This is a genomic window from Novosphingobium album (ex Liu et al. 2023) (assembly GCF_029076845.1).
GTDB lineage: Bacteria > Pseudomonadota > Alphaproteobacteria > Sphingomonadales > Sphingomonadaceae > Novosphingobium.
On the sequence record NZ_JARESE010000056.1, the window covers coordinates 1 to 25,821 of the forward strand.

Sequence of the window (25,821 nt, forward strand, 5' to 3'; positions counted from 1 at the left end):
CTCCCCATGAATCACGCATCTTGCGTCATGGGAATCCCAAAAATTACACTTCTGCCAAAGTAGTGGTAGAGCGCATTGCCAAACCACCTTTCAAACGTTGGGCAACGGCACGCGCGCGGTCTGCCGGGGGGCGATCCACTGGCCCATGCGCCGGCGCATCGGCGCGTCGAACCAGCGCACGCAAAGCCAGGCGAGCGCCAGCATCGCGCCCAGGAAGATCGCGGCCATCGGCAATTGCGGAATGTGCAGCGTATCGCGGATATGGCGGAACAGGCCGATGAACGCCCAGTGCACCGCGTAAAGCGCATAGGACATGTCGCCCACGAACGTGGCGACAGGCGCGATGAACCGCCCCGGCTCCACCCGCGTGCCGATCAGCAGCAGCACGGGCGATGCGACAAGGATCGCGCCAAGGTCATAGGCGGCCACCGAAAACCGCGAGACTTGGGCCGCCAGCACCACCACGATCAGCACGAAGCACAGCAGCCCCGGCCCGCTCGGCCGCGCATGGTCCTGCGGCAGCGTGCCCACCAGCACGCCGAACGTGAAGGAGAAGGCCGTGCGCAGCAGGGCCACGCCATATTCGCCCCACAGCGCGCCGATATTGCCCGAGCCGTGATCGAGGATGATCGGCGCCAGGTTCACGGCGGCAAACACGCAGATCGCCGCCAGCGCCAGGCGCGGCAGGCGGAACAGCAGCACGATCAGCGCGACATTGGCGACCAGTTCGAAGAACAGCGACCACGACGGCACGTTGAGCGGAAACAGCGGCATGTCCATCGGCGATGGCAGCATGGCCGCGTTGAACATCGCGCTCACCGCGATGCCGCGCAAATCCAGCCCGAAAGGCAGGCCATGCGTGACCTTGTGCACCGCCAGGGCGGTGGTCAGCAGCACGCCGAGCAGGAATAGCGGATAGAGCCGCACCACGCGCTGGAGCAGGAACTGGCGCGTGCCCAGCCCGGCTTCCCAGCGCGGCCGGTACGCGCGATACAACACGAAACCCGACAGCGCGAAGAAGAAATCCACCGCAAGGTAGCCGTGCGGCACCAGCGACTGATCGAAATGGAACAGCGCCACCGCCAGCGCGGCGATCCCGCGCATTCCGTCCAGCGTGACGTAGCGATCGGCCCCATGCGATGCGGTTTCGGCGGGGTTCGGCGCCCTCACGCGCGCGAACCCGGCGCGCGGGCCGCGCCTTCAGGCGGCAAGCACGGCGACACCGGGCAGTTCCTTGCCTTCCATCCACTCCAGGAAGGCGCCCCCGGCGGTTGAAATATATGTGAAATCCTGCGCGACACCGGCGTGGTTGAGTGCCGACACGGTATCGCCGCCGCCCGCGACCGAGATCAGCGATCCTTCGCGCGTCAGCGCCGCCGCCGTCTTCGCCAGAGCCACCGTCGCCGCATCAAACGGCGAGGTCTCGAACGCGCCCAGCGGTCCGTTCCACACCAGCGTCCGGCAGGTCTTGAGCACGTCGGCCAGCGCCTCGACCGCGGCCGGCCCCACATCGAGGATCATCTCGTCGCCGGCGACTTCGTGGACATTGCAGGTGCGCAGGCTGGGCGGATTGGCGGCGAATTCCTTGGCCACCACCACTTCATAGGGCAAATGCACGGTGCAGCCCGCGCTGTCGGCCCGTTCGAGGATCTCGTTCGCGGTGGCGGCAAGATCATGCTCGCACAGCGACTTGCCCACATCGACGCCCTTGGCGGCGAGGAAGGTGTTGGCCATGCCGCCACCGATGATCAGGTGGTCGACCTGCGTGACCAGATGCTTGAGCACGTCGAGCTTGGAGGAGACCTTGGCCCCGCCGACGACCGCCGCGACCGGCTTTTCCGGGTTGCCCAGCGCCTTGTCGAGCGCCTCCAGTTCGGCCTGCATCGACCGGCCGGCATAGGCGGGCAGCAGGCGCGCCAGCCCCTCGGTGGTCGCGTGCGCGCGGTGCGCGGCGGAAAAGGCATCGTTCACATAGAAATCGCCGTTCGCGGCGATGGCCCTGGCGAATTCGGGATCGTTCTTTTCCTCGCCCTTCCAGAAACGCGTGTTCTCCAGGATGGCGATATCGCCCGGCCGCAGGATGCCGATGGTCTGTTCGACCACGGGCCCGGCGACTTCGGGCACGAACATCACTTCCTTGCCCAGCACCGCCTCGACCGCGCCGATCACCATGCTGAGCGACTGGGTGGACACGCGCTCTCCCTTGGGACGGCCGAAATGCGCCAGCAGCAGCACCTTGGCGCCCTTCGCGGCCAGTTCCAGGATCGTTGGCGCCGAAGCCCGCACGCGAGTATCGTCGCTGACGCGGCCATCCTGCATCGGCAGGTTGAGATCGACCCGGACCAGCGCGACCTTGCCGCTTACCTCGCCCAGATCATCCAGCGTGCGAAAGGTGGCCATTCCCGATCCTTGTCTCGTTTGCGTGCGTGTCGCGTTCTACAAGTGGCGCGGCGGCGGAAACCGGATGGTCCCTGCCGCCGCGTTTCGCTTCAGAGCAGGCCGGCCATGACGCCGGCGGTATCGACCATGCGGTTCGAGAAGCCCCATTCGTTGTCATACCACGACAGCACGCGCACCAGCTTGCCTTCGAGCACGGCGGTCTCGAGGCTGTCGATCGTCGACGAATGCGAATCGTGGTTGAAGTCGATCGAGACCAGCGGCTCCTCGGTATAGGCGAGCACGCCCTTCAGCGGCCCTTCGGCGGCGGCCTTGAGCAGGCCGTTCACTTCCTCGGCGGTGGTGTCGCGCTTGGGCTGGAAGGTCAGGTCCACCACCGAGACGTTCGGCGTCGGCACGCGGATCGAGGAACCATCGAGCTTGCCCTTCAGCTCGGGCAGGACGAGGCCGACCGCGACAGCGGCGCCGGTGCTGGTCGGGATCATGCTCATCGCAGCGGCGCGGGCGCGGCGCGGGTCCTTGTGGATCTGGTCGAGGATCTTCTGGTCGTTGGTGTAGGAATGGATCGTGGTCATCAGGCCGCGCTCGATCCCCACCGTCTCGTGCAGCACCTTGGCGAACGGCGCGAGGCAGTTGGTGGTGCACGAGGCGTTCGAGACGACGAGGTGATCGGCGGTGAGTTGGTCATGGTTGACGCCATAGACCACCGTCAGGTCGACACCCTTGGCCGGGGCCGAGATCAGCACGCGCTTGGCGCCGGCTTCCAGGTGCTTGCCCGCGCTCGCCTTGTCGGTGAAGAAGCCGGTGCATTCCAGCGCGATGTCGATGCCGTGGGCGGCGTGCGGCAGGTTGGCCGGGTCCCGCTCGGCCGTCACGTGGATGCGCTTGCCGTTGATGATCAGGTCATTGCCATCCACCTCGACGGTGCCCGGAAACGTGCCGTGGACACTGTCGCGCTTGAACAGCAGGGCATTGGCCTTGGCGTCGGCAAGGTCGTTGATCGAAACCAGCTCAAGGCCGCAATCCGGGCGCTCGAGAATGGCGCGCGCCACATTGCGCCCGATACGTCCGAAACCGTTAATCGCAACCTTGGTCGCCATATGAGAAACTCCTCGTTAGCTGCTGACTTTTCCCATGATCCTGGGGACGATCGCATCGGCGGTGAAGCCGAAGCGGGCAAACAGATCCTTCGCGGGCGCGGAAGCGCCGAAACGGTCGATGCCGATCTGCAAGCCCCCCGCCGTATAGCGTTCCCAGCCCAGCGTGGAGCCGGCCTCGATCGAGACTCGCACAACGTCCGCGCCGCCGAGGATGTCGGCCTTATAGCCATGATCCTGCTGCTCGAACAGTTCCATGCACGGCATCGAGACCACATCCGATCCAATTCCGCTCGCCTCAAGCTGATCGGCAACTTGCAGCGCAAGCTGCACTTCGGAACCCGTGGCGATCAGCACCACCTTGCGGGCGGCGCTCGCGGCGCGCAGGCGATAGGCGCCCCTGGCGCTCAGCATCTCGCCGTCATGGCGCACTTGCGCGAGGTTCTGGCGGCTGAGCGCCAGCACCGACGGCGCATCCGGCGATTGCAGCGCGAGCATCCAGCACTCGGCGGTCTCGATCACGTCGCACGGGCGGAACACGTTGAGGTTCGGGATCAGGCGCAGCGACATGACCTGCTCGATCGGCTGGTGCGTCGGGCCATCCTCGCCCAGCCCGATGCTGTCGTGCGTCAGCACATAGACGACGCGCGCCTGCTGCAGCGCCGAAAGGCGGATCGCGTTGCGGCAATAGTCGGAGAAGATCAGGAACGTGCCGCCATAGGGGATCACTCCGCCGTGCAGCGCCATGCCGTTCATCGCGGCGGCCATGCCGAATTCGCGGATGCCGTAATAGACGTAGCTGCCGGCATAGTCGGCGGCGGTGAAGGGTGCCTGCACCTTGGCCTTGGTGTTGTTCGATCCGGTGAGGTCGGCCGATCCGCCAACCAGCTCGGGCACCAGCGGTGCCAGCACGTTGAGGCAGTTTTCCGAAGCCTTGCGCGTGGCGACATTCTGGTCGCCATCCAGCCAGCCGGCAAAGGTGCGCGCCACGTCATCGCCCGCCGGCAAGTCGCCCGCCATGCGGCGCGAGAATTCCGCGCCCTGGCTGTCGGCGGCCAGCCGCGCTTCCCATGCGGCCCGCGCGGCGGCACCCTTCGCGCCCAGCGAGCGCCAGTCGGCCAGGATTTCGGCGGGAATCTCGAACGGCGCGGCGGTCCAGCCCAGCGCGGCGCGCGCGGCGGCGATTTCCTCAGCGCCGAGCGGGGCGCCATGGACATCGTGGCTGCCCTGCTTGTTGGGCGCGCCCTTGCCGATCACGGTGCGGCAGGCGACCAGCGTCGGCTTGTCCGAAGCGGCCGCCTCGGCCAACGCGCGCGCGATATCGGCGAAATCATGCCCGTCGCACGAAAGCGTTTCCCAGCCGGCGGCGCGGAAGCGCGCGGGAATGTCCTCGCTGGTCGAAAGCGAAGTATCGCCGTCGATGGTGATGCGGTTATCGTCCCAGAGCACCTTGAGCCGGCCAAGCTTGAGCGTGCCCGCCAGGCCAAGCGCCTCGTGGTTGATGCCTTCCATCAGGCAGCCGTCGCCGGCGATCACCCAGGTCTTGTGATCGACCAGGCCATCGCCGAACATGGCGTTGAGGTGGCGTTCGGCCATCGCCATGCCCACGGCCATCGCCAGTCCCTGCCCCAGCGGGCCCGTGGTGCATTCGACGCCGGGGATCAGGAAGTTTTCCGGGTGGCCGGCGCAAGGGCTGCCCATCTGGCGGAAATTGCGGATATCCTCGATCGTCGGGCTGTCATACCCGGTGAGGTGCAGCAGCGAGTAGATCAGCATCGAGCCATGGCCGGCCGAAAGCACGAAGCGATCGCGATCGGGCCACTTCGGCGCGGCCGGATCGAACTTCAGCACCTGCGCGAAAAGCACCGTGGCGACATCGGCCATGCCCATCGGCATACCGGGGTGGCCGCTGTTCGCCGCCTGCACCGCGTCCATCGACAACGCCCGGATGGCATTGGCCATCGGCGCGAGGCGGGTATGGTCGAGGGTCATGAAAAGGCTCCGAAAGCGGGAAAGACAAGACGATTCGAGTTCGGGGCTCCTTTAGGGAGAGGGGCCGCCGCGTCAAGTTCACCGCCCGTTCCCCGCTCCGCCCTTCCCGCCCGCCGCGCTCGCGCCAGTCCGATACGGAACACGAAGTGCCGCATGTAATTGCTTGCGTTTTTGTCATTTTGGGTTAGCCAGAGGCGATGAACGGGGGGTCTCTGGAAAGATCGTTCGACAGGATCGAGGCGGCTCTTTCGCGCATCCTGGCGGCGACGCAAAAGCCGATAGGCGATGCCGATGCGCTGGCGGCGCGGCACGAAGCGCTCAAGCAAAGCGTGGCGAATTCGATCGCGGCCCTCGATGCGCTGATCGCCGGGGACGACGCATGAGGCCGGCCGGCGTGGGGCCACGGCGATGAGCAATGTCTCGCTCGTGATCGGCGGCCGTGGCTTCACGGTCGCCTGCGCCGATGGCGAGGAGGCGCATATCGCCAGCCTGGGCCGCATGATCGACGCGCGGCTGGAAGCGGCCGGCGGCGTCAGCGGGCAGAGCGAGCCGCGTATGCTGCTGTTCGCCGCGCTGCTGCTGGCGGACGAGCTGTACGAACTGCGCCAGCAACCCGTGCCGGCCCCCGCGAGCATCCCGCCGGGCCTTGACGCGCGGATCGCCGCGATCGCCACCCAGCTTGAAAATCTCGCCAGCCGGCTTGAGGGTCGGGCTCCCAGCGCCTAGATAGGCTGCTGACGGGATCTGCCCGGTACGAACCGTTCGAACATCCCTGAGGCTATAAGCAATCCTTGGGAGCTGTCCCTGCCCGGATCCTGGTCCGGCGTACATGGTTCCCACCTGACGTTGAGGCGTCAGAGGATTTCTAGGAAAACGACCCACGGTGGACCCGTCACCCCCCTTGCCAGCACCCGAGCAGAAGGCGCGCCTGCGCGAAGCGCTGCGGCGCTTGCGGCGCGATCATGTCGCCGCGCTGCCCGGAAGCATGATGGCGCTGATGTTCCTGCGCCCGCCGGTGCCGGTGGCCGCGATGGTGCCCGAAGGCGTCACTGTCGGGCTCTATCGCCCGGTGGGCGCCGAAGCGCCGACGCTGGCTTACGCGAAATGGCTGCACGAGAACGGGCGCCAGCTTGCCCTGCCCCGCTTCGCCAGCCGCGACGCGCCGATGACATTCGGCCGCTGGACCGACCCTTACGACGAGGATGAACTGGAAGCCGGCCCGTTCGGCGCGGCGCAGCCCCGCGCCGATGCGGACGATGTGACGCCCGGCGTGGTCTTCGTGCCGCTGCTGGGCTTCACCGCGCGGGGCGACCGGCTGGGGCAAGGCGGCGGGCATTACGACCGCTGGCTGGCCGCGCATCCTGAAACCGTGGCGATCGGGCTGGGCTGGGATTGCCAGCTTGTCGAATCGCTCGCGGTGGAACCGCACGACCGCCCATTGCACGCCGTCGTCACCCCGACGCGGCTCTACACGGAAAGCGAATGATGCGCGAAGAACCAACCTGGCGCATTCCCGCCGGCATCCTGGGGCTCTGCCTGGGGCTGGCGCTCTATGGCATCGCCGTTGCCGCCTGGATCGCGCCGCTGATCGCCCGGTGGCACACGCTGGCGCAGATGCCGGTCTATATCGCGCTGGGAATCGTGTGGATCCTGCCGCTGCGGCGTTTCCTGATCTGGATGGAAACCGGCCGCTGGGGATAGCTGGAAGGCGCCGCCGCGTTCCTTGCCGCCACCGTCACACAGGCGCCATGCGTCCGGGCGATCATGCGCCCGGCCGGCCCGGATTTTCCGCTGAACAGGAAGGAAAATCCCCAAGTGGCGCGAGTGACGGGACTTGAACCCGCGACCTCCGGCGTGACAGGCCGGCGCTCTAACCAACTGAGCTACACCCGCGTGTTTGGGCGTGCACCCCTTGGGGAGCCGCGCCACTAAGGCAGGTCGCAAAGCCTGTCAACCGCCTTGCCATGTTTGCGTGAAATTCCCCGATCGGCCTGTGGAAACCCGGAATTTCCGCACGGCGGTTAACCATATCTTGGGGCTTGGCGGGCAAGATTCCTTCATCCGGGTGGACGACAGGGGGACCATCGCACGTGAATTCCGTTACCGCGTTTGCGCGCCTTGCGGCTGCGCTTGCCGGCATGGCAGCCATGCTTTCGCCAGTGGCGGCAGCGGCCACGCCCAATATCTCGACCCAGAGCGCCGTCTATGTCGAGCGGCAGGAGGCCGACCGGGACCGCCGGCTCGAACCCGCCGCGCGGCTCAGTCGTGGCGACCGGGTGGTGACGATCGTGAGCTGGTACCGGATGGGCGGTGACGGCAGCTTCGTCATCACCAATCCCCTGCCCGCGCGGCTGGCCTATCAGGAAAGCGCGCGCGAGAATCAGGAAGTATCGGTCGACGGGGGCCGCACCTGGGGCAAGCTGGAAGACTTGCGCATCGGATCGCGCATGGCGACGCCCGAGGACGTGACGCACGTGCGCTGGCGCATTTCCGCGCTCACCGCCGCCAGGGGCTCAGGCCATATCGCCTATAGCGGCATCGTGCGCTAGGTCCGCTTGCCACTCGGTTCCGGCGGCAAGGCGCACGGGCACCGACGTTTCAGCCCCTCTGGTATTTCCAGTGGCGCTTCTTGCCCTCGGCGATCCATTCGATCGCCTGGGCCACGCGCTTGTGGCGCGTCGCTTCGGATTTCGCCTCGGTGATCCATTCCAGGTATTCGCGCCGGGCCGATGGCGGGAAGCCGTCATAAGCGGCTTGTGCCGCCGGCACCGCCGCCAGCGCCGCGGCGAAATCGTCGGGCATCGGGATTTCGGGTTTAGGCGCGCGCACGACGGGTTCCTTCCTGGCGCTGCCTTGTTGCAGCACGCGCGCCCTGGCCGCCTGCAGGCTGGTGACAAGATCGGCATCGGGCGGCAGATCCGCCAGCGCGGTGATCCTGCCATACTGGCCCATCGCCTCACCCTGCCGGCCCTCGCCATGGATGGTAAAAATGCAATGCGCCTTGAACTCCGCCATGCCGGCGATGTTCTTCCCCTTCACGGTGAAGTGCGGCCTGCTCCACTTGATGGTCTCATCGGCATCCGGCAGTGCGCGATGCGCCAGATCGCGCAAGTGTTCCAGGATCGGTCTGGCGAAGTCGGCGGCCCCGGCGATGTATGCATCCACCCGCGTATCCTTCGCCATGCCGCATTCCCCTCTAGCTCACCAGCAGCAGCGCCGGCGTCTCGATCAGCGTCTTGAGCTCCTGCGCGAAGCTCGCCGCGTCCCAGCCATCGACGACGCGGTGATCGCAACTCATCGAGATGTTCATCAGCTTGCGCTTCTCGATGCGCTCGATACCGCTCGCATCTTTCACGAACATCGGCCGTTCGACAATCCGATTCGGGCCGATGATCGCCACTTCGGGCCGGTTGATCACCGGGGTGGTCGCCACGCCGCCCATCGGGCCGAGCGATGTGACCGTCAGCGTCGAGCCGGAAAGTTCGGACGACTTGGCCGAACCATCGCGCGCGGCCGCGCCCAGCCGCGCGATCTCGGCGGCCAGCTGCCACAGGTTGCGATCCTGCGCGTCGCGGATCACCGGCACCATCAGCCCGGCGGGCGTCTGCGCCGCGATGCCCAGGTGCACCGAGCCATGGCGCCTCACCACGCCCGCCTCATCGTCGTAATGGGCATTGAGCATCGGGAAATCGGGCAGCAGGCGGCAGATCGCGGTGATCAGGAACGGCAGCATCGTCAGCCGGGGCCGCTCGCCCCGCGCCGCATTGAGCTGCGCGCGCGCTTCTTCCAGCGCGGTGACATCGTATTCCTCGACATAGGCGAAATGCGGAATGTGGCGCTTGGACGCCGCCATGTTCTCGGCGATGCGGCGCCTGAGGCCGATGACGCGGACGTGCTCGTCCTTGCCCTTGCGCCCCGCCGGCCGGAAGCCGCCGGCCGCGTTGTAGGCCAGGAACGCGTCGAGATCGCCATGGCGCACGCGGCCGTCCTCGGCCGGGCGCACTTCGCCAAGGTCGATGCCAAGGTCCGCCGCGCGCTTGCGCACGGCGGGGCTGGCCAAGACCTTGGCGTGCGAGGCCGGCGGGGGAGCGGCCACGGGCTCGGGAGCGGGCGGCGGCGGCGCGGCTTGCTGCCGCTCCATCGCGGGCGCGGGGACCGGCGCGGGCGGCGTTTCGGCCACCGGCGCTTCCGCCAATTCGGGCGGAGCGGGTCTTGCCGGTTCCACGGCCTGTGCGCCGCTGCCCGAAGGACCATCGCCCTCCTCGTTCCCGGCGCCCTCGACCTCGATCACCACCAACGGCGAGCCGATGGCGATCACATCGCCCGCATCGCCGGCGACCTCGATCACCTTGCCCGATACCGGGCTTTCCATCTCGACCGTCGCCTTGTCGGTCATCATGTCGGCAAGCCGGCCATCTTCCTCGACCGTGTCGCCCACTTTCACATGCCAGGCGACGATTTCGGCCTCGGCGATACCTTCGCCGATATCGGGGAGCCGGAACGTATAGCGTCCCATCGAATCAATCCTCCATCAGCCGGTCGATCGCTTCGCCGATGCGAACGGGACCGGGAAAATATGCCCATTCCAGGCTGTGCGGATAAGGCGTGTCAAAGCCGGTGACGCGTTCGACCGGGGCTTCCAGGTGGTAGAAGCAGCGTTCCTGCACCAGCGCGGCCAGTTCGGCGCCGAAGCCGGAGGTGCGCGTCGCCTCGTGGATCACCAGGCATTTCCCGGTTTTCTCCACCGACTTTTCCACAGTCTCGATGTCGATAGGCACCAGCGTGCGCAAGTCGATGATCTCGGCATCGATGCCCTTTTCCTCCAGCACGGCGGCCGCGACGTGGATCATCGTGCCATAGGCCAGCACGGTCATCGCCGAACCTTCGCGCACCACCCGCGCCTTGCCCAGCGGGATCGTGTAATAGCCTTCGGGCACTTCGCCGCCGGGATGGCCTTTCCAGGTCTTCGAAGGGCGATCGTAATAGCCGTCGAACGGGCCGTTGTAGATGCGCTTGGGCTCGAAGAAGATCACCGGATCGTTGTCCTCGATCGCGGCGATCAGCAGGCCCTTGGCATCGTGCGGGGTGGAGGGCACCACCGTCTTGAGGCCGGCGACATGGGTGAACAGCGCTTCGGGGCTCTGGCTGTGCGTCTGCCCGCCGAAGATGCCGCCGCCGAAAGGCGAGCGCACCGTCAGCGGCGCGATGAACTGGCCGGCCGAGCGATAGCGCATCCGCGCCGCTTCCGAGACGAGCTGGTCCAGCCCCGGATAGATATAGTCGGCAAACTGGATCTCCGGCACCGGGCGCAGCCCGTAAGCGCCCATGCCCACCGCGACGCCGATGATGCCGCATTCGCTGATCGGCGTATCGAACACGCGGGTCTTGCCGTATTTCTTCTGGAGTCCGGCGGTCGCGCGGAACACGCCGCCGAAATAGCCGACATCCTCGCCCATGATGACGACGTCGGGATCGTGGGCCAGCATGATGTCGAGCGCCTCGTTGATCGCCTCGATCATGTTGAGGCTGCGCGTGGGCGCTTCGGCCAGGCTGACGGGTTCCTCTTCAAGCATGGCCTTTATTCCTTCCAGTCCGGCCACTTGACCCGACGCTCGCGGATCGCCTGCTCGGCCTGCTCCTGCAAATGCCAGGGCAGTTCCTCGAACACGTCCTCGAACATGGTGTGGAACGGGTGATGCATCCCGTGGCCCAGGATGCCGTTCTTCTCGGCTTCCTTGGTCGCGGTCTTGACTTCTTCCACCAGCTCGCGGTCCATCGCCTCGTGCTGCTCCACCGACCATTCGCCCAGCGCGACGAGGTGGCGCTTCAGGCGCATCACCGGGTCGCCCAGCGGCCATTCCTCGCGCTCCCGCGCGGAACGGTAGGCGGAAGGATCGTCCGAAGTGGAATGGCCTTCGGCGCGATAGGTGAAATGCTCGATCAGCGTCGGCCCGCCATTGGCGCGCGCGCGGTTGGCCGCCCAGCGCATCGCCGCATAGACCGCCAGCGCATCGTTGCCGTCCACCCGCAGGCCCGCGATGCCATAGCCGATGGCGCGCGCGGCGAACGTCGAACGCTCGGCCCCGGCGAAACCCGAAAAGCTCGAGATCGCCCACTGGTTGTTGACGATGTTGAGCACCACCGGCGCGTTGTAGACCGCCGCGAACATCAGCGCGGAATGGAAATCGCCTTCCGCGCTCGATCCCTCGCCGATGTAGCTGGTGGCGATGCGGGTGTCGCCCTTGATCGCGCTGGCCATCGCCCAGCCCACCGCTTGCGGATATTGCGTGGCAAGATTGCCCGAGATCGAGAAGAAGCCGTAATCGCGCGCCGAATACATGATCGGCAATTGCCGGCCCTTCAGCACGTCGGCGCGGTTCGAATAGATCTGGTTGACCATCTCGACCAACGGATAGCCGCGCGCGATCAGGATGCCCTGCTGGCGATAGCTGGGGAACACCATATCGTCCGAAGCCAGCGCGAAGGCCGAGGCGACCGAGGTGGCCTCCTCGCCGGTGCACTTCATGTAGAAGCTGGTCTTGCCCTGGCGCTGGGCGCGGTACATCCGGTCATCGAACGCGCGGGTCAGCGCCATGGCGCGCAGCATCCGCCGCAGCGTTTCGGCATCGAGCCGGGGATTCCACGGGCCGACCGCGCGATGATCCTCGTCCAGCACGCGAATCAGGTCGTCGCACAGCGGGAAGGTCTCCGCTGCCGGGCAGGTCTCGTCCGGGCGGGGCTGCTTGCCCGCCTCGGGAATCGCCAGATAGGAATAATCGACCGCGTCGCCGGGCCGGTAGCGCGGCTCGGGCACGTGAAGTTCCAGCGGCGGCAGATTGCCGCGCGATATGCCAGCACCGGTTCGACCATCGGCCATCGTTCGCGCTCCCCCCGCGTGCTCGGTCCACCAGGGACCAATGAAGTAAAATTCTAACGAGGCGTCATAATATTTCGCAATCCCGCAATGTCAATCAGACCGCGACGTCAATCAGACCGCGACAGGCGCCGCGATATGCGCCTGCGGCGCATAGCCGGTGACTTCGAAGTCCTCGATCCGATAGTCGAAGATCGAGGCCGGACGCCTGAGAATCGCCAGCCTCGGCTCGCCGTCGGGCTCCCGGCCAAGCTGCGTGGCCACCAGCGGGGCGTGGTTGAGATAGAGGTGCACGTCCCCGCCCATCCACACCGCCTCGCCCGGTTCCAGTTCGCACTGCTGCGCCAGCATACGGATCAGCAGCGCCAGCGACCACATGTTGAAGGCGAACCCCAGGCCAAGATCGCAGCTGCGTTGATAGAGCAGGCCCGAAAGGCGATTGCCGGAGACATGGAACTGATAGGTCTTGTGACATGGCGGCAGCGCCATGGCGTCAAGCTCGGCGACGTTCCAGCCCTCGACGATGTGGCGGCGGCTGCCGGGATTGGCCTTCAGGCTTGCGACCACTTGCGCGATCTGGTTGATGCCCGGCCCCGCGCGGAACAGCCCGTCGCCCGCGGGCACATACGTCGGCCAGTCGACCCACTGCTTGCCGTAGACCGGGCCGAGATCGCCCCAGCGCGCCGCGAAATCCACATCCTCCACGATCCGGCGCGAGAACGCCGCGCGGTCGATCGCCTCGCCGGTCTCGCGCCGATAGCGATCGAGCGGCCAGTCGGTCCAGATCTCCACGCCTTGCGCGCAGAGCGGGCGGATATTGGTTTCGCCGGTCAGGAACCACAGCAGCTCGCGCGTCGCGGTCTTCCAGTAGACGCGCTTGGTGGTGAGCAGGGGCATGACCCCGTCGGCCAGATCGAAGCGGATCGTCGCCCCGAAAAGCGCGCGCGTGCCGACGCCGGTACGGTCCCGCCGCTCATCACCCGATTCCCAGATACGGCGCATCAGGTCGAGGTATTGCCATTCCCAGTGGCGGCGTTGCGGGTCGCGGGCAAGGGTCAGGGGCTGGGCCATGCCTGATCGTAACCGCCACCCCCGGCACTGCCAAGCGCGAAGCCGGCGGGGCGGACAAAGCCCCGCCGGCGGACCCGCTGTATGATTCTCGTCACAAGCGGCGAAAGGCGGGTTGCCACTGCGCGATTGCCTCTCTATAGGCGCGCTCCTGCCTCGCGCTGCCCCTGGGTGGCCGCGATCGGTCGGGGAGTAGCTCAGCCTGGTAGAGCACTGTCTTCGGGAGGCAGGGGCCGGAGGTTCGAATCCTCTCTCCCCGACCAATTTTCCAGCACGCAAGCGATAGCTGGCAACGGCCGGCAGCAAGCCCATGTCTTGCCTTGGAAAACCACGCCGGGTTCATCAGCCGGAAAGCATGTCGCCACGGATGTTTCATAAAAGAGACACATAACTGTCACCGCGAGGTCAATAATCGCGGCTAGCCGCCACCCGGTTCAGGAGGTGGAGGCGCAAATGAAAATCAATACCGTTATATTCTCGGGCTCGGTGTCGGCGCTCGCGCTGGCGCTGGTAACGCCGGCGCTGGCGGGCGAGATCGTCGGCACGGTGATCGACGAAAGCAACACGATCGCCCTGCGCTCGGCGCAAGTGACCATCGTCGAACTGAAGCGCACCGCGGTGTCGGAAGACGACGGCAGCTTCCTGTTCGGCGACGTGCCGGCCGGTGACTACACCATCGAAGTCCGCTATGTCGGCGCGCCCACGGTGCAGCGCCGTGTGACGGTGCCGGCCGAAGGCATGGTGCGCGCCGATATCGCGCTGGGCGGCGACAAGGCCGAGATCATCGTCTACGGCCAGAGCGCCAATCAGGCCAGCGCCCTGTCGCGCAAGCGCGCCGCCGACACGGTGAGCGACGTGCTGAGCCGCGATGCCATCGGCCAGTTCCCCGATCAGAACGTGGCCGAATCGCTGCGCCGCCTGCCGGGCATCAACATCCTCAACGATCAGGGCGAAGGCCGCTTCGTCTCGGTGCGCGGGCTTGACCCGGAACTCAACGCGACCTCGCTCAACGGCGTGCGCGTGCCCGCCCCGGAAAGCGACGTGCGCTCGGTCGCGCTCGACGTGATTTCCAGCGACAACATCGAATCGATCGAAGTCAAGAAGTCGCTTACGCCCGACATGGACGCCGACACCATCGGCGCCTCGATCGAGATCGAGACGACCAGCTCGTTCAACCGCAAGCGCGACTTGCTGACGCTCAAGGCCGAAGGCAGCTACAACGATTACACCGGCACCGTGACGCCCAAGGGCAGCCTCGACTTCTCGCGGCGGATCTCCGACAACTTCGGCATCTCGGGCGGCATCTCGTACTATCAGCGCAAGTTCGAGACCGACAACATCGAGGCCGACGGCTGGGACGAGGACGATGGCCGCGTCTTCCCCGACGAGATCAACTATCGCGACTATGACGTCGAGCGCAAACGCCTCAGCGCCAACCTGAGCTTCGACTTCAGGCTGGGCGATGCCACGACGCTCTATCTGCGTGGCATCTACAGCCAGTTCGACGATCAGGAATACCGCCGCGAGACCAGCTTCAAGTTCGATGAAGCGCCTTCGTCGGGCAGCGGCGACAGCGTGCTGTATGACGATGCCGATGGCGAGATCTCGGTCCAGCGCTCGCTCAAGGACCGTTTCGAGCGCCAGCGGATCCGCTCGCTGGTGTTCGGCGGCGAAACCAACGACGGCGACTGGCACGCGAAATACTCGGTGAGCTGGGCCAAGTCCTCCGAGCGCGAGAACGGCTCGATCGACCCGGCCAACTTCGAGAAGGGCTTCGATGGCGACGGACTGAAGCTGGGGCTCGACTTCGCCGATCCGCGCAAGCCGCTCTATTCGGTTTCGGGCAGCCCCGGCGCGGTCGCCGACTTCTCGAACCCCTCGGAATTCGAGCTGGACGACATCACGCTGACCGCGCTGTCGGATTCGCGTGACCGCGAATACGCGGCCAGGCTCGATCTCGGCCGGGATTTCCAGATGGATGGCGGCACGTTCACCGTCCAGGCCGGCGCCAAGGGCCGCTGGCGCAAGAAGCTGTACAACCTGGAAGCCGAGTACTGGGAAAACGAAGACCTGACGCTCGCCGACGTGCTGGGCGAGCAGACCTATCGCATCACCGACATCTCGCCGGTGCTGAACAAGAACGGCGTGCGCGATATCTTCTTCGGCGATCGCGGCGCCTTCGAACTCAACCCGATCGACAGCCAGTACGATTCGGCGGTCGAGGACTACACGGTCGATGAAGACATCATGGCCGGCTACCTGCTGGGCCGCTGGGACAGCAGCACGCTGCGGGTGATCGGCGGCGTGCGCTATGAGCACACCAAGAACGACATCCGCGCCAACACCGTGACGCTCTTCGCCGAAGACGCCACCCTGCCCGACGGGTCGACCGCTGCGGAAGATACCGTGCTGGTGGTGCCCAACGCCTTCAAGCGCAGCTATGGCCACTGGCTGCCCAGCCTGAACGTACGCTGGGAACCCTCGCAGGACCTGATCGTGCGCACGGCCGGCTATCGCAGCGTGGTTCGCCCCAAGCTGTCCAAGCTGGCACCGCGCTTCACCATCGAGCAGAACGACGACAACGAGCGCGAGGGCGAGTTCGGCAATCCCGAGCTGCGGCCCTACGAGGCGTGGAACTTCGATGCCTCGCTCGAATACTACCTGTCGAACAACGGCGCGCTTTCGGCGGCGTTCTTCTACAAGGACGTGAAGAACTTTTCGTTCGACGTGAATATCGACGATCCGGGCACGTACAACGGCATCCCCTATGACGAGGCGACGATCCCGCAGAACGGCAAGTCGGCCAAGATCTGGGGCCTGGAACTGAGCTATTCGCAAGCCTTCGGCTTCCTGCCCTCACCGTTCGACGGGCTGATCACGCAGGCCAACTACACCTACACCGACGCCACCGGCAAAGTGCCGGTCGACGGCGATCCGCTGGACTTGCGCAAGATCACCCTGCCCGCGACGTCCAAGCACACCTTCAACCTGGCGCTGGGTTACGAGAAGGGCCCGGTCAGCCTGCGCGTGGCCGGCACCTATCGTTCGAAGTACCTTGACGAGCTGGGCGACGATGTCAGCGAGGACCGGATCATCGACAATCACTTCCAACTCGACATGAGCGCGAAGTACCGCGTAACCCAGCAGGTGCAGCTGTTCTACGAATGGGTGAACATCAACAACGCGAAGTACTATGCCTACAACACCATCGGCTCGCGCCGGAACCTGCTGCAGTTCGAGGAATACAACTGGACGATGAAGTTCGGCGCACGGGTGAGCTTCTGATGCGCAAGGCGACCATCCTTCTGGCGGCGCTGGCCTGTTCGGCCTGCGCCGCCACGCCGCCGCCGGTCAACTCGCTTCCCGCCGCAACGGTGACGGCCTCGGCCGAAACCGAGCCGGTGGGCACGGCCGCCGCCGACGCGGCCGACGATCCGGCGATCTGGCGCAATCCCGCCGATCCGGCCGCAAGCCTGATCGTCGCCACCGACAAGAAGGCCGGCCTCTACGTCTATGGCCTGGACGGCAAGCGGCGCGATTTCGATGCCGATGGCCGGCTGAACAATGTCGATCTGGTGGACGTGCCCGGCCGGGGCGTGATCGTGGCGGCCAGCGATCGCAACGATCCGCTCCACGCCCTGCTGCGGCTCTACCGCCTCGATACCGCCGCCGCGCGGCTGGTGCCGCTAGGCACGGTCGGCGGCGGGACGGGTGAAGGCTATGGCCTGTGCCTGTGGGCCCAGGGCGCGGACCTTCACGCCTATTCGGTGCTGAAGGACGGAACGATCGAGGAATACCTGCTGCTGCTCGACGGCGCGCCGCAGGCCCGGCATCTGCGCACGCGCAAGCTGGCGACGCAGACCGAAGGCTGCGTGGTCGATCCGCGCGACGGCACGCTCTACGTCGGCGAGGAAGACGTCGGCATCTGGCGTTTCGGCGCGAGCGAGACGCAAGGCACGCTGGTGGCGCCGGCCGACGGCAAGCAGCTTGTCGCCGATACCGAGGGGCTGGCGATCCTGCCGCAAGGCGATCAGGGCGGGCTGCTGGTGGCATCGAGCCAGGGCGACAATGCCTATGCGCTCTATCGCCTGCCGGGGATGGCGCCGGCCGGCCGCTTCCGCATCGGTGCGGGCGCTTACGGCGCCACTTCGGAAACCGACGGCATCGCGCTGGTCGGCGGCAGCTTCGGCGCGGCCTATCCGCAGGGGCTGTTCGTGGCGCAGGATGGCGACAACAGCCCGCACGCGCAGAACTTCAAGCTCGTGTCATGGCAAGCGGTGATGGCGGCAGTGCAACCCGCGCCCTGAGAGACCAAAGCCGGCGCGCGGTCAGCCCCAGGCGGACAGCGCGCTCGCTTCCGCCTCGAACGGGACCAGCATCGCCAGCGTGGGCGCGGCCAGATCCTGCGCGGTGGCAAGGCTGGTCGCGGTGATCGCCTGCGATCCGACCAGGATGGTGCCGGCCGCCGTATCGAGATGGAGCGTGCGCGCGTCGCCCGCGAAATCGAGCGTCATGTCACCCCGGCCGACCGGGACGAGGATCGACCCGCCGTCCGTGACCAGCACCACCGCCGATCCCTGCCGGTACGCCGCGAAATCGCTGGCCGTATCGACGATCTCCAGCGTATCGCCGCCCCGGTTGAACGAGGGGTCGAGCGTCATGTCGCCGGCAAGCCAGGTCACGGTCTCGGCCCCGCCGGTGCCGAAGATCTGGAAATCCCCGCCCAGCGTGGCGTGCGCGCCTTCCTCGTAGAGCACGCGCGCGCTCGCACCGGGGTCTTCGCCGGTCGGCAGCACCGGATTCTGCGGCGGCGCACTGATGGCGGTGGCGGTTACGGTCACTTCCTGAGCGCCGAACAGCACGGCGGTTCCCGTCGCGTTGACATGGAGCGAGCGGATGCCGTCGTCGAACACGATCAGCGTGCCGTTGGGCCCGAACGGCACCGAAAGCGTCACGTCCGGCCCGATGATATCCGCGAGCGAGCCCGAACGCGCGATGGTATAATCGGCCGCGTCGCCAGGCAGGCGCACGATGTCCCCGCCCCGGTTGAACGAGGGATCGAGCACGATCGCGCTGTCGGACGGCGCGATGGTGATGTCCTGAAAGCCGGTGGTGCCGAACACCGTGCCATTGCCGCCAACCGTACCGGCGAAACCCGTGGTGGCCAGAACCCCGAAGGCGGGATCGCCGAACTCGATGGCGATTGCTTGCATGATCGTCCCTCCATGTCCGTCCGCGACGGTGATGGTGAAAGCGTCGTCGCCCTTGTAGCCGGCATCCGGGAGGTACGTGGCGATGCCGCCCGGCGCAAAGGCGACAGTGCCATGCGCCGGCGCGCTGGCGGAATAGGTGAGCGCGTCCCCATCGCGATCGGAGGCACCGATCGCGAATCTTGCCGGCCCGCCGGCCTGCGTCCTCACCGTCTGGCTCGTGGCGGCTTCGGGCGCGTCGTTGACCGGCGTGACGTGGAGCGTAATCCGGGCAGTGTTGCCCCCTGAGGAATCGTCTTTCGCCAGGACTGACACATAGTCCTCACCGAAGAAATCGGGATCGGGAGTGTACGTGAACCTCCCATCCTCACCGCCGGTTATGATACCGTGCGTCGGTTGGCCGATCGTCAGGGTGACAGGATCGCCATCGGGGTCGCTGGCCGTTATGGTGAATGCCACGGCAACGTCCTCGGCGGTCATCACATCGGTGTCGACCGTGAGCAAAGGCCCCCGATTGTCGTGGAAGAATCCCAGATCGGCGGCCCACTGGAACAGCCCGTCATCGAACAGGAACCCCTCTACGCCGATCAGGTGATCGGTTCCGTCCGGCCCCGCCACGACGATATCGTCCGAAGCCAGGCCATTCGCGCTATAGGCCGAATGGAGCCCGGAATAGCGGGCGAAGTCGCTCCCTTCGCCTCCCACCAGCAGATCGTTGCCCGCGCCGCCGCGCAGCGAATCGTCGCCATAGCCGCCAAACAGGCGATCGAAACCGGAACCGCCCACCAGCGTGTCATCGCCCGCCCAGCCATCGAGCATCGATCCAAGCGGTTCCGCGCTGTCCGCCAAGCGCGCGGCCGCCTGCGCGATGTTGAGATCGTAGGACGCGACCGACTCGATTCCGCCCCGATGATCGCTGACCTTGACGTAATAACGCTGCCCCGCCTGCAGGCCGTTCAATTCCAGAAAGCTGTCGAAGACATTGGCACCGCCGGGATCGAGCCCCGGCCCATCGTCATTGCTGGCAATCAGCGCGCCGCTTTCGCCGTAGACCCATATCTCGGCGTCGATCGCGAAGCTGCTGTCGATATCGATATAGACCGGCCCCGCGCCGCCAGCGGTGAAGGAATAGAAATGCGATCCACCTCCTGGCGCGGCATGAACCGTGACGCTGGCCATCCCCGCATCCATCCGCACGACCGGGTCGCTGGCGCCGGCAACGAACCTGTAGTCGAGGTCCATCGCGGTGTCGCGGCTGGTATTGTCCAGATATAACGGCCGGTAGACTTCGTTGAGCGCGTCGATATCCACCTGGCCCGCCCTGGCGATCAGCGTGTCGTTGCCCGCGCCGCCGACCGCGCCCTCGATCGAGACCAGCGTATCGGCACCGTCGCCCGTGGCGGTTCCGGCGGCAAGGTCGATCACCAGATCGGCGGTCACGCCTTCATAGCTGACGATATCGAAGCCCGCCCCGCCATCGAGCCGGTTGGCCCCCGCGTTGCCGTGCAGCCGGTCATCGCCATCGCCCCCCAGCGCGTTCTCGATCGTCGCGCCGTTGGCGATGGTGAAGCCGCCGATCACGCCGCCGATCCGCGAGACGAAGCCGCCGCCGCCCGGCGCGTCGAGCAGCGTCGCGGCGCGCAAGTCGATGGTCGCGGGCGCCCCGCCGGCATTGCCCGCCGCAATCGTATCGCTGCCCGACGCATCCCAGATCGCCAGCCAGCCCGTGCCCGCGACATTGGCGCCGGGCAGCACGAACGTGGAATTGCCGGCATTGGTGCTCATGTTGGCGCCATAAAGCCGCTGGATCGCGGCGATATCGAACGCCATCGGCCCCAGGGCCCAGCCATAGCCGGGATCGGGCGAGAGGCCGACCTCCTCATAGCCCGAATTGTAGCTCATCACCGTGAACACGCCCTGGTTCAGGTTGTAGAGGCCCAGTTGGTATTCGCCATAGACGCCGGGAAAGGTGGGATCGCCCGGCGCCTCGTCACCGTCGTTATGCGGGTGCAGCAGGCCCAGGCCGTGACCGATCTCGTGCACGAAGGTATCGTAGGAATAGCCGCCCGGCCGCGTGGTCTCGCTGGTGATCAGGCCATCGAGCGTGTTGTATTCGCCCAGCAGCGTGCCGACGCCGGGCAGGCCGTGCTGGCCGAGCGTATCCTCGTCCAGCTCGCCGAGCGATTCGATCCAGTCATAGGCGCCGATGCTGCCGGTGCCGTTGTAGGGCCCGGGCGCTTCGATAAAGGTGATATTGGCCACCGCGCTCCAGCTTGCGAGCGCTGCGTTGAAGCCGGCGCGCGCGCCGTTCGCGCTCCAGGTGGTGCCGCCGTTCTGCCCCTGCCCTATCGCGCCCTGGAACACGTAAGTGATCTTCGTTCCGGGCACGTAGGCGAAATCATAGGTCAGGGAATCGATGAAGATGTTGCCCGAGTCAGTGGTCGAGACGATTTCGCTGGATGTCACCATGATCGGTTCGCCGCCCTCACCGCTTGTTCCGCGCGCCGCCCGCGCCTCGCCTGCCGCAACCGGGCTCGCCCCCTGGTCATCCCTGCCTCATATCACGCCATTCCGCTGGCGCATCAGCGATTTGCGCCAAGCTGGTGCGGCAATGCGTGACGGCGCCAGCCCGGAGCGCTAGGCAAAGCACCATGCCGCCACCTGCCGTGCTGTTCGTTTGCCTGGGCAATATCTGCCGCTCGCCGCTGGCCGAGGCGGCGCTGCGCCATGAGGCGGGGGCGGCCGGGCTCGACCTGCTGGTCGATTCCGCCGGCACGGGCGACTGGCATGTGGGCCAGCCACCCGACCGGCGCGCGCAGGCCACCGCGCGGCGCCACGGCATCGACATTTCCGGCTATCGCGCGCGGCAGGCGGGGCCGACCGATTTCGCGCGCTTCACCCATATCCTCGCGCTCGATCACGATAACCTCGCCCATCTCGCGCGGCTGGCGCCGGCCGGCCGCGAACATGTCCTCTCGCTGCTGCTCGACCATGTGCCGGGCCTTGAGGGGCAGGCCGTGGCCGATCCCTATTTCGGCGACGCCGAAGGCTTCGAACAGACCTGGGCGCAAGTGACGCGCGCGGCGCGCGAACTGGTGCGCAAGCTCGGCCGCGAAACGGACTGAGAGTCTGTTTTGAAATGCGCGGAAGAGCGCATTTCGTGGCGGCACCGGCCCGCTCCCCCACCCGACCTCCCACAGAGTATCATTCCGATGGGAGGTCGGGTGGGGGAGCGGGCCGGTGCCGCCATGCGCCGATAGGCGCATTTCAAAACAGACTCTCAGAACCCGCGCGATCCTGCCCTCCGGCCGGCAATCGCGCGCGCCCCGATGCTTGCCCATGTTCAAGGCTGCGCATTAGTCACATCTTCGCGGCCTAGCCGGTTTGCTTTTGAAGGTGCTTGGCCTATATGCCAACGGCAATTGCCCCGGTCACGCGATTGCCTTTGGCGATCCGCCAGTACCGGGGCTTGTCGTCTTTCGATCAAGGATTTCACCATGTCGCGTCGGCGCCAGATCTACGAAGGCAAGGCCAAGATCCTCTATGAGGGGCCTGAGCCCGGCACGCTGATCCAGTATTTCAAGGACGATGCCACCGCCTTCAACGCGCAGAAGCGCGGCACCATCCAGGGCAAGGGCGTCATCAACAACCGCATCAGCGAATACGTCTTCACCCGCCTCAATCACATCGGCGTGCCCAACCACTTCATCCGCCGGCTCAACATGCGCGAGCAGCTGGTGCGGCAGGTCGAGATCATCCCGATCGAAGTGGTGGTGCGCAATGTCGCGGCGGGCTCGATCTCCAAGCGGCTGGGCATTCCCGAGGGTGAGCCGCTGCCGCACACCCTGCTGGAATATTGCTACAAGGACGATGCCCTGGGCGATCCGCTGGTCGCCGAAGAGCACATCGCCTGCTTCGGCTGGGCCTCCAACGAAGAGATGCAGGACATCTCGTCGATGGCGATCCGGGTGAACGATTTCCTGTGCGGCATGTTCGCCGCGATCAACATCCGCCTGGTCGATTTCAAGCTGGAGTTCGGCCGCATCTGGGACGGCGACTACAGCCGCGTGATCCTGGCGGACGAGATCAGCCCCGACGGTTGCCGCCTGTGGGACATGCAGACCGGCGAAAAGCTGGACAAGGACCGTTTCCGCCGCGATCTGGGCGGCGAGGAAGAAGCCTATCAGGAAGTGGCCCGCCGGCTGGGCCTGCTGCAGGACGATGGCGGCCCGAGCGAAGTGTTCGACCTTTCCAAGCACAGGAAAATGCGGGGGAAGTGATTTGCCGCTGAGATTTGCGGTCCTCGCCGCACTTCTTGCGCTACTCGCCGCCTGCGCCCCTCAGCCCGGGGGCATCGTCTCCACGCCCGAACGCGCATCGCGCGAGACGGCGTGGGGCTTCGAAAACAGCGACATCCCGCTCGATCCCGCCTACCGCTTCGGCCGGCTGGCCAATGGGATGCGCTATGTCATCCGCCACAACGCGACGCCGGCCGGCACCGGGCTGGTGCGCATGGAAGTGGCCGCCGGCTCGCTCGACGAGGCCGAGGGCGAGCAGGGCTATGCCCATTTCATCGAGCACATGGCCTTCAACGGCAGCACGCGCGTGCCCGAAGGCGAGATGGTCCGGCTGCTGGAACGCGATGGCCTGGCCTTCGGCGCCGATACCAACGCTTCCACCTCGTTCGAACGCACGACCTACAGGCTCGACTTGCCGCGCAACGATCCCGCGCTGCTCGATACCGCGCTGATGCTGATGCGCGAGACGGCCAGCGAGCTGACCGTCGCGCCCGAAGCGGTCAATCGCGAACGCGGCGTGGTGCTGGCCGAAATGCGCGATCGCAACACCTGGCAGTTTCGTGAGACGGTGGAAGGCAACCGCTTCTTCTACCCGCAAGCGCGCTTCACCCAGCGCTTCCCGATCGGCATGGCCGAAACCGTCGATGCGGCCACCGCCGACACCCTCAAGGCTTTCTACAAGCGCGAATACGTGCCCGCGCATACCACGCTGGTGGTGATCGGGGATTTTGACGTCACCGCGGTGGAAGCCGCCATCCTCGCCCGCTTCGGCGACTGGGCGGGAGCGCCGGCCGAGCCCCAGCCCGACGCCGGCCCGATCGCCCCGCGCGACCGCAACCGGATCGACATCTATATCGACCCGGCCATGGCCGAACGCGTCACCGTGATGCGCAGCGGCCCATGGATCGAGCAGACCGATACCGCCGCGATCCGCGAGCACAACCTGCTGCGCAACATCGGCTATGACATCGTCAACCGCCGCCTGCAGCGCCTTTCGCGCCAGCAGGACGCGCCGTTTCGCGGCGCCGGCTTCGGCACGGGCGACGTGTTCGAAACGGCGCGATCGACTCGCCTCATCGTCGATACGGTGGAGCGCAAGTGGCGGCGCGGGCTGATCGCGGTCGCGCGCGAATATCGCCGCGCGCTGACGTATGGCTTCACCGCCGAGGAAGTGGCCGAACAGGTCGCCAATGTCCGCACCGCCGTGGAAGACAGTGCCGCCGCCGCCGAGACGCGCGGCAACGACGATCTGGTCGGCGCCGTCTTCGCCCTGCTGCACGAACGGCTGGTGCCTTCCGATCCGGTGGCGCAGCTCGAACGGTTCAACGCGGTCGCCCCCCGGATCACGCCCGAACGCGTGCTGGAAGCCATGCGCGCCGAAGCGGTACCGCTGGAAGATCCGCTGATGCGCCTGCGCAGCCGGTTCGCTCCGGCCGGCGGGGCCGAGGCGATCCGCGCCGCCTGGCGCGAGGCGATGAAGGCATCGGTCAGCGCGGAAAGCTCCACCGATCTGGCGGGCTTCGCCTATACCGATTTCGGCCCGGCCGGCGTGGTGGTGAGCGATCGGCGCGAGCCCCGGCTGGCCATTCGCGAAGTGCGCTTCGCCAATGGCGTGATGCTCAACCTCAAGCAGACCGCGCTGGAAAAGGATCGCGTGCATATCGCCGTCAGCATCGACGGGGGCGACATGCTCGATACCCCGAAGAACCCGCTGGCGACCGAGATGATGCCCTACCTCGACGAAGGCGGGCTGGGCAGGCACAGCGCTGACGAATTGCAGACCATCCTGGCCGGGCGCAAGGTTTCGGCCAGCTTCGGCACGGGCGAAAGCAGCTTCGATGCCTCGGCCGTGACCACCCCGCGCGATCTGGAAGTGGAATTGCAGCTGCTTGCCGCGCTGACCACCGATCCGGGCTACCGACGCGAAGGCGAGATCCAGTATCGCCATCAGATGAACAACTATTTCAACCGCTTGCGCGCCACGCCCAATTCCTCGCTACGCGCGGACCTGGGCGGTATCCTGTCGAATGACGATCCGCGCTTCACGCTCCAGCAGGTGGATGCCTATCGCGCGCTCACGTTCGCCCGGCTCAGGCAGGACGTTTCCGACCGGCTGGCGCACGGCGCAATCGAGATCGGGCTGGTGGGCGATATCGCCGAGGACCAGGCGATCGCACTGGTCGCCGCCACGTTCGGCGCGCTGCCCGCGCGCGAGCCGGCGTTCCGCGCATACGAGAACCAGCCGCCGCGCCTCTTCACTGCGGACCGGACGCCGCGCGTGCTGCGCCACGCGGGCGCGAAGGACCAGGCGCTGCTGCGCCTGACCTGGCCAACGCGCGACGATGGCGATCCGCTCGAATCGCTGGAACTCGAACTGCTTGAGCGGGTGGTGCGCATCGAGCTGTCCGACACGCTGCGCGAGGCGCTGGGCAAGGCCTATTCCCCCGCCGCGGCCAGCTCGCTTTCACGCGAATGGAAGGGCTATGGCACGTTCGGCATCGCCGCCTCGCTCGACGTGCGTGACGTGCCGGCGGCGCGCGCGGCGATCCTGCGCACCGTCTCGGACTTGCGCTCCGCGCCGGTGACGCCCGATATCCTGCAGCGCGCCCGGCAGCCGATGGTCGAAGGCTTCCTCAACGGGCTCAAGTCCAACGAGGGCTGGCTCTCGCTGGTCGATCAGGCGCAGACCGAGCCTGACCGGATCGACCGCTATCTGACGGGCAAGGACCGGCTGCTCGCGCTGACCGCCGAAGACGTGCGGATCATGGCCGCACGCTATCTCGAACCGGCGCAAGTGCTGGAAGTGCTCGTCCTGCCCGATGGCGTGGAGGTTCCCCCCGAGGCCGCGCCGCCAGCGGCGGGCATGGAGCCTTGAAGGGAGCGGC

20 protein-coding genes and 2 tRNA genes are annotated in these 25,821 nt (G+C 66.5%); 11 read left to right on the forward strand and 11 right to left on the reverse strand.

From position 1 onward, the window contains the following. Positions 1-90: 90 nt before the first annotated feature. From PYV00_RS16095 to tkt, 4 genes are all read right to left on the reverse strand, one after another. Positions 91-1,170, reverse strand: coding sequence for an acyltransferase family protein (locus PYV00_RS16095; RefSeq protein ID WP_275229325.1), 1,080 nt, complete (start codon positions 1,168-1,170; stop codon positions 91-93). Positions 1,171-1,200: 30 nt separating this feature from the next. Further along, positions 1,201-2,400, reverse strand: coding sequence for a phosphoglycerate kinase (locus tag PYV00_RS16100; protein ID WP_275229326.1), 1,200 nt, complete (start codon positions 2,398-2,400; stop codon positions 1,201-1,203). Between the two features lie 89 nt (positions 2,401-2,489). Beyond that, complete coding sequence (gene gap, locus PYV00_RS16105; RefSeq protein ID WP_275229327.1) at positions 2,490-3,497, reverse strand: type I glyceraldehyde-3-phosphate dehydrogenase; 1,008 nt, start codon at positions 3,495-3,497, stop codon at positions 2,490-2,492. A 15-nt stretch (positions 3,498-3,512) separates the two neighbouring features. Further along, complete coding sequence (gene tkt / locus PYV00_RS16110; RefSeq protein WP_275229328.1) at positions 3,513-5,486, reverse strand: transketolase; 1,974 nt, start codon at positions 5,484-5,486, stop codon at positions 3,513-3,515. 197 nt (positions 5,487-5,683) lie between these two features. On the opposite strand from tkt, the gene PYV00_RS16115 reads away from it, so the two are divergent. The 4 genes from PYV00_RS16115 (at position 5,684) to PYV00_RS16130 (ending at position 7,187) form a co-directional block, all read left to right on the forward strand. Further along, the gene (locus tag PYV00_RS16115; RefSeq protein WP_275229329.1) at positions 5,684-5,869 is read left to right on the forward strand and encodes a hypothetical protein; all 186 of its coding nucleotides are present in this window, start codon (positions 5,684-5,686) and stop codon (positions 5,867-5,869) included. Positions 5,870-5,894: 25 nt separating this feature from the next. After that, complete coding sequence (locus tag PYV00_RS16120; protein ID WP_275229330.1) at positions 5,895-6,212, forward strand: cell division protein ZapA; 318 nt, start codon at positions 5,895-5,897, stop codon at positions 6,210-6,212. A gap of 157 nt (positions 6,213-6,369) precedes the next feature. Further along, the gene (locus tag PYV00_RS16125; protein ID WP_275229331.1) at positions 6,370-6,972 is read left to right on the forward strand and encodes a 5-formyltetrahydrofolate cyclo-ligase; all 603 of its coding nucleotides are present in this window, start codon (positions 6,370-6,372) and stop codon (positions 6,970-6,972) included. Continuing rightward, positions 6,972-7,187, forward strand: coding sequence for a DUF2842 domain-containing protein (locus PYV00_RS16130; RefSeq protein ID WP_275229332.1), 216 nt, complete (start codon positions 6,972-6,974; stop codon positions 7,185-7,187). The genes PYV00_RS16125 and PYV00_RS16130 overlap by 1 nt, the downstream gene beginning before the upstream one ends. A 115-nt stretch (positions 7,188-7,302) precedes the next feature. On the opposite strand, the gene PYV00_RS16135 is transcribed toward PYV00_RS16130, so the two are convergent. After that, positions 7,303-7,379 (reverse strand) — tRNA-Asp (locus tag PYV00_RS16135). 245 nt (positions 7,380-7,624) lie between these two features. Between PYV00_RS16135 and PYV00_RS16140 the strand changes: the two genes are divergently transcribed. After that, the gene (locus tag PYV00_RS16140) at positions 7,625-8,035 is read left to right on the forward strand and encodes a hypothetical protein (RefSeq protein ID WP_275229333.1); all 411 of its coding nucleotides are present in this window, start codon (positions 7,625-7,627) and stop codon (positions 8,033-8,035) included. Between the two features lie 49 nt (positions 8,036-8,084). Here the strand turns inward: PYV00_RS16140 and PYV00_RS16145 are convergent, their stop codons facing one another. The 5 genes from PYV00_RS16145 to thyA all read right to left on the reverse strand — a co-directional run bounded on the left by PYV00_RS16145 (position 8,085) and on the right by thyA (position 13,431). After that, positions 8,085-8,669: a YdeI/OmpD-associated family protein gene (locus PYV00_RS16145; RefSeq protein WP_275229334.1), complete on the reverse strand. Its 585-nt coding sequence runs from the start codon at positions 8,667-8,669 to the stop codon at positions 8,085-8,087. A 13-nt stretch (positions 8,670-8,682) separates the two neighbouring features. Continuing rightward, the gene (locus PYV00_RS16150) at positions 8,683-10,002 is read right to left on the reverse strand and encodes a dihydrolipoamide acetyltransferase family protein (RefSeq protein ID WP_275229335.1); all 1,320 of its coding nucleotides are present in this window, start codon (positions 10,000-10,002) and stop codon (positions 8,683-8,685) included. Between the two features lie 4 nt (positions 10,003-10,006). Continuing rightward, positions 10,007-11,059 carry an alpha-ketoacid dehydrogenase subunit beta gene (locus tag PYV00_RS16155; RefSeq protein WP_275229336.1) on the reverse strand — a complete coding sequence of 351 codons (1,053 nt, stop codon included), beginning with the start codon at positions 11,057-11,059 and terminating at the stop codon, positions 10,007-10,009. A 5-nt stretch (positions 11,060-11,064) separates the two neighbouring features. Next, positions 11,065-12,363 carry a 3-methyl-2-oxobutanoate dehydrogenase (2-methylpropanoyl-transferring) subunit alpha gene (locus tag PYV00_RS16160; protein WP_275229337.1) on the reverse strand — a complete coding sequence of 433 codons (1,299 nt, stop codon included), beginning with the start codon at positions 12,361-12,363 and terminating at the stop codon, positions 11,065-11,067. A gap of 111 nt (positions 12,364-12,474) precedes the next feature. Continuing rightward, on the reverse strand, positions 12,475-13,431 hold the full coding sequence (gene thyA / locus PYV00_RS16165; protein ID WP_275229338.1) for a thymidylate synthase: 957 nt from the start codon (positions 13,429-13,431) through the stop codon (positions 12,475-12,477). Positions 13,432-13,614: 183 nt separating this feature from the next. Between thyA and PYV00_RS16170 the strand changes: the two genes are divergently transcribed. The 3 genes from PYV00_RS16170 (at position 13,615) to PYV00_RS16180 (ending at position 17,735) form a co-directional block, all read left to right on the forward strand. After that, positions 13,615-13,691, forward strand: a tRNA-Pro gene (locus PYV00_RS16170). Between the two features lie 190 nt (positions 13,692-13,881). Continuing rightward, positions 13,882-16,713, forward strand: a complete 2,832-nt coding sequence (locus PYV00_RS16175; protein WP_275229339.1) for a TonB-dependent receptor — start codon at positions 13,882-13,884, stop codon at positions 16,711-16,713. Continuing rightward, the gene (locus PYV00_RS16180) at positions 16,713-17,735 is read left to right on the forward strand and encodes a phytase (RefSeq protein ID WP_275229340.1); all 1,023 of its coding nucleotides are present in this window, start codon (positions 16,713-16,715) and stop codon (positions 17,733-17,735) included. The genes PYV00_RS16175 and PYV00_RS16180 overlap by 1 nt, the downstream gene beginning before the upstream one ends. A gap of 21 nt (positions 17,736-17,756) precedes the next feature. On the opposite strand, the gene PYV00_RS16185 is transcribed toward PYV00_RS16180, so the two are convergent. Continuing rightward, entirely contained in the window at positions 17,757-21,107 is a 3,351-nt protein-coding gene (locus PYV00_RS16185; protein WP_275229341.1) for an Ig-like domain-containing protein, read from the reverse strand. Positions 21,108-21,289: 182 nt separating this feature from the next. Here PYV00_RS16185 and PYV00_RS16190 point away from each other — a divergent pair, with 182 nt between their 5' ends. From PYV00_RS16190 to PYV00_RS16200, 3 genes are all read left to right on the forward strand, one after another. Further along, on the forward strand, positions 21,290-21,763 hold the full coding sequence (locus tag PYV00_RS16190) for a low molecular weight protein-tyrosine-phosphatase (protein ID WP_275229342.1): 474 nt from the start codon (positions 21,290-21,292) through the stop codon (positions 21,761-21,763). Between the two features lie 372 nt (positions 21,764-22,135). Beyond that, complete coding sequence (gene purC, locus PYV00_RS16195; protein WP_275229343.1) at positions 22,136-22,918, forward strand: phosphoribosylaminoimidazolesuccinocarboxamide synthase; 783 nt, start codon at positions 22,136-22,138, stop codon at positions 22,916-22,918. A 1-nt stretch (position 22,919) separates the two neighbouring features. Continuing rightward, positions 22,920-25,811 (forward strand): M16 family metallopeptidase, encoded by a 2,892-nt coding sequence (locus tag PYV00_RS16200; RefSeq protein WP_275229344.1) that lies wholly within the window; start codon positions 22,920-22,922, stop codon positions 25,809-25,811. The last annotated feature ends 10 nt before the right edge of the window (positions 25,812-25,821 follow it).